General features: G+C 44.7%; 3 protein-coding genes. 1 reads left to right on the forward strand and 2 read right to left on the reverse strand.

Features of this window, described 5'->3' with window-relative positions:
- Window positions 1-494 precede the first annotated feature (494 nt).
- Window positions 495-1,961, forward strand: a complete 1,467-nt coding sequence (locus Q0605_RS07580) for an aldehyde dehydrogenase family protein (protein ID WP_298705708.1) — start codon at window positions 495-497, stop codon at window positions 1,959-1,961.
- 333 nt (window positions 1,962-2,294) lie between these two features.
- Here Q0605_RS07580 and Q0605_RS07585 read toward each other — a convergent pair whose 3' ends face one another.
- Both Q0605_RS07585 and Q0605_RS07590 read right to left on the reverse strand, forming a co-directional pair.
- Window positions 2,295-2,708 (reverse strand): hypothetical protein, encoded by a 414-nt coding sequence (locus Q0605_RS07585; RefSeq protein WP_298705711.1) that lies wholly within the window; start codon window positions 2,706-2,708, stop codon window positions 2,295-2,297.
- A 9-nt stretch (window positions 2,709-2,717) separates the two neighbouring features.
- On the reverse strand, window positions 2,718-3,188 hold the full coding sequence (locus Q0605_RS07590; protein ID WP_298705714.1) for a hypothetical protein: 471 nt from the start codon (window positions 3,186-3,188) through the stop codon (window positions 2,718-2,720).
- Between the last annotated feature and the right edge of the window lie 67 nt (window positions 3,189-3,255).

Consider the following 3,255-nt stretch of genomic DNA (forward strand, 5'->3'; position numbering starts at 1 on the left):
TCCGTCCGCTGTGCCCCGTAAATTTAAACCGCTCGCTCCGCAAAAGATGGTTTTAGAAGTTTATTCCGCAAAACCTTTTAGAAATTTTACCTCGCAAAATTTTAAAATTTTAACGAAGCCTAATTCAAAATTCCGGCGGAGCTAAATTTTGAAATTTATTCTATAAAATTTTAAAATTTCAACGCAACCGGATTTTAAAATTTAGCAAAGCCGAATTCTGAAATTTTATCGTAGCCAAATTTCCGCTCTCGTTTCATAAACGTTACCTTTTGAAATTTCGCCGCTCGCGAGGGCTTAAATTTAACGCCGCTTCAAAACTCCTCAAACCCTCCGCTGTCGCGCATGCAGATCAAATTTTAAAATTTCGCTCGCGCCGCGTTACTTCTTAAATTTACACACTACGAAATTTTGACCGATTTTCGCTCCGAAATTTATGCCGCATTAACCGCCGCGGATATATAATAGCGAATGTCATATTTCATAAAGGAGTAAGCATGGCTACAATCCAACCAAGCTATAAGCTTTTCATCGACGGCGAGTTTGTGGGTGCCGAAGGCGGCGCGAGCCTAGACGTTTTTAATCCCGCTACCGGCGAGAAAATTTCAAAGATCGCAGATGCTAGCAAGGCGGACGTCGATAAAGCGGTCGCCGCAGCTCGCAAGGCGTTTGCGAGCTTCCGCCGCACCAGCGTTTATGAGCGCAGCGCGCTGCTAAATAAGATCGCCGACGTCCTGGAGCAAAACGCCGAGTTCATCGCCACCGTAGAGACTATCGACAACGGCAAGCTGATCCGCGAGACGCGCGCGGTCGACGTAGCGTGGTCGATCGAACATTTCCGCTATTTTGCGGGCGTGATCTTGGGCGAAGAGGGCAGCGCGAATATGCTAAAAGAGCGCTATCTATCCGTCGTCTTGCGCGAGCCGATCGGCGTAGTAGGACAGATCGTGCCTTGGAATTTCCCGTTTTTGATGGGCGCGTGGAAGCTCGCTCCGTTACTTGCCGCGGGCGATACGTGCGTATTTAAGCCAAGCTCCGAGACCAGCCTTAGCATTTTGGAGTTCATCCGCTTGATCGCGCCGCTGCTTCCAAAAGGCGTCATCAACGTCGTAACCGGCAAGGGAAGCAAAGCAGGCGAGTTCGTCCGCACACACAAAGGGCTCGATAAGCTCGCATTCACGGGCTCGACCGAGGTCGGCAGAGGCATCGCGCTAGCCGCGGCGCAAAAGATCATCCCCGCTACGCTTGAGCTTGGCGGCAAGAGTGCGAATATCATCTTTGATGATTGCGACTTCGACGTTGCGATCGACGGCGTGCAGCTGGGAATTCTTTTCAACCAAGGCCAGGTCTGCTGCGCGGGAAGTAGAATTTTCGTGCAGGAGGGCATCTACGATAAATTCGTACCGGCGCTCGTGGAGAAATTTAAGCGTATCAAAGTGGGCGATCCGCTCGATCCGAACACCCAGATGGGATGCCAGATCAACAAAAAGCAAGCCGATAAAATTTTAGAGTATGTAAAAATCGGCGTAGAGGAGGGCGCTAAGATCGCCGTGGGCGGCAAGCGACATAGCGCGGGAGAGGCTTTCGTCGAGCCTACGCTACTCGTGGACGTGCGCAACGACATGCGCGTGGCGCAAGAGGAGATCTTCGGTCCTGTGGGCGTCGTGATTAAATTTAAAGATCAAGACGAGCTCGTCCGCATGGCGAACGACAGCCTTTACGGACTAGGCGGCGCTGTATTTACGCGCGATATCGCAAAAGCGCTCACGGTCGCACGCCTGCTTGAGACGGGTCGCGTGTGGGTCAATACCTACAACCAGATCCACGCCGGCGCGCCGTTTGGCGGCTACAAAGAATCGGGCATCGGTCGCGAGACGCACAAGATGATCCTGGATCACTACACCCAGACCAAAAACATCTACATCGACACGATCTCCAAACCGAGCGGCTTTTACGAGCAGTAAGGCTTAGAGCGGTATCTCGGGCTACGTTTCGGGCGGTTTGCGCCGCCCGAAATTTTATTCTGATTGACTTGATTGCGTATTTAATTTTAAGATTAATATAGGCTCATCACTTGACGGCAAATTTTTATTTGCCAACCTTATGCCTTTATAAACATTTATCGTGATTTTAACATTGAACCGCCTAGATGATTTAAATCTCTTATTCCTTCAAATATTATTTCTTCTGCTTTGTCGTTATACTGATTCCGACATTCTCTACCGTCGCAGCCGAATAATATAAATGCGGCGACTATCAAAAAGAAACACTTTGTAAATTTCAGCATTTCATTTTCCTTAATTTGATTTTGTGTCTAATTTTACGGTTAATATATTCTTGCTAAATGGTGGCGGAGTTTTACTGCCCCATTTCCAATATCTCTCATAAACCGATATAGTAATTTTGACATTTGGAATTTGCGCCGCTTCTGCTACATTCTTTAATAAAGTTTCTAAATCATCGTTGCTAGGTCTGTAAAAATTTATGAAGTATTCATGGTTGTCAATAGACCCGCACGTCCAATCTCTATTTTCCTTATCCTTTAAATTATCAGTTATAATAGAAAACGCCTTATTATTGTATTCGTTGCGGCATTCATTACCGTCGCAGCCGAATAGAACAATCGCAAAAAATATTGCAACAAGAAATTTCATGGCGAAATTAAAAAATCCGCCTGTTTTTATAGTTTGATAACTACGATAGCAACCCATTTTCGCTCCTCAGATAAAATCCCTATATTCAATATTTTTATCACTCATTAAAATTTTTAATTTTTCAAAATCCTCTTTTGTTATATAGCTTAAAGGCAAAATAATCGAGCTTAGATTAAATACGATATTTGCCAAATTAAATTTTAGTTTTAGGCAAAGTGTTTCGCCTCCAGGCAGATACGTAAATGTAGCAATATATTTAATCTCATCATATTTTAGAATTCTTTGCCAAAAGATATATCTTACTATCACTTTATCATCGTAGCACGCAATAAATTTAAAGCAATTCGGAATAACCGTCGTATAAAAAAGACCGATTAGCGTTATCCAGCCTACGATAGGCGCATAAGGTTTATCAAGCATTATAAAAACAATGGCGATATAAAATTGCAAAATTTTAACTACCGCATAAAAAGGTCCGTAAAAACGCCTCGCCCTGTTTACGACTAGCAGCGGCTCGCTCGGTTTCGTATCGTTCATTTTATCTCCCTGCTTGAATGTCGCATTACGGTTTTAAATTTAGCGCTAAATTCTATCTTTGCTACGC

Origin of the sequence: uncultured Campylobacter sp. (assembly GCF_938017705.1) — a bacterium.
Lineage (GTDB): Bacteria > Campylobacterota > Campylobacteria > Campylobacterales > Campylobacteraceae > Campylobacter_B.

Coding starts and splice junctions, on each gene's coding strand:
- Q0605_RS07580 (WP_298705708.1), top strand. CDS start 495: ATGGCTACAATCCAACCAAGCTATAAGCTTTTCATCGACGGCGAGTTT.
- Q0605_RS07585 (WP_298705711.1), bottom strand. CDS start 2,708: ATGGGTTGCTATCGTAGTTATCAAACTATAAAAACAGGCGGATTTTTT.
- Q0605_RS07590 (WP_298705714.1), bottom strand. CDS start 3,188: ATGAACGATACGAAACCGAGCGAGCCGCTGCTAGTCGTAAACAGGGCG.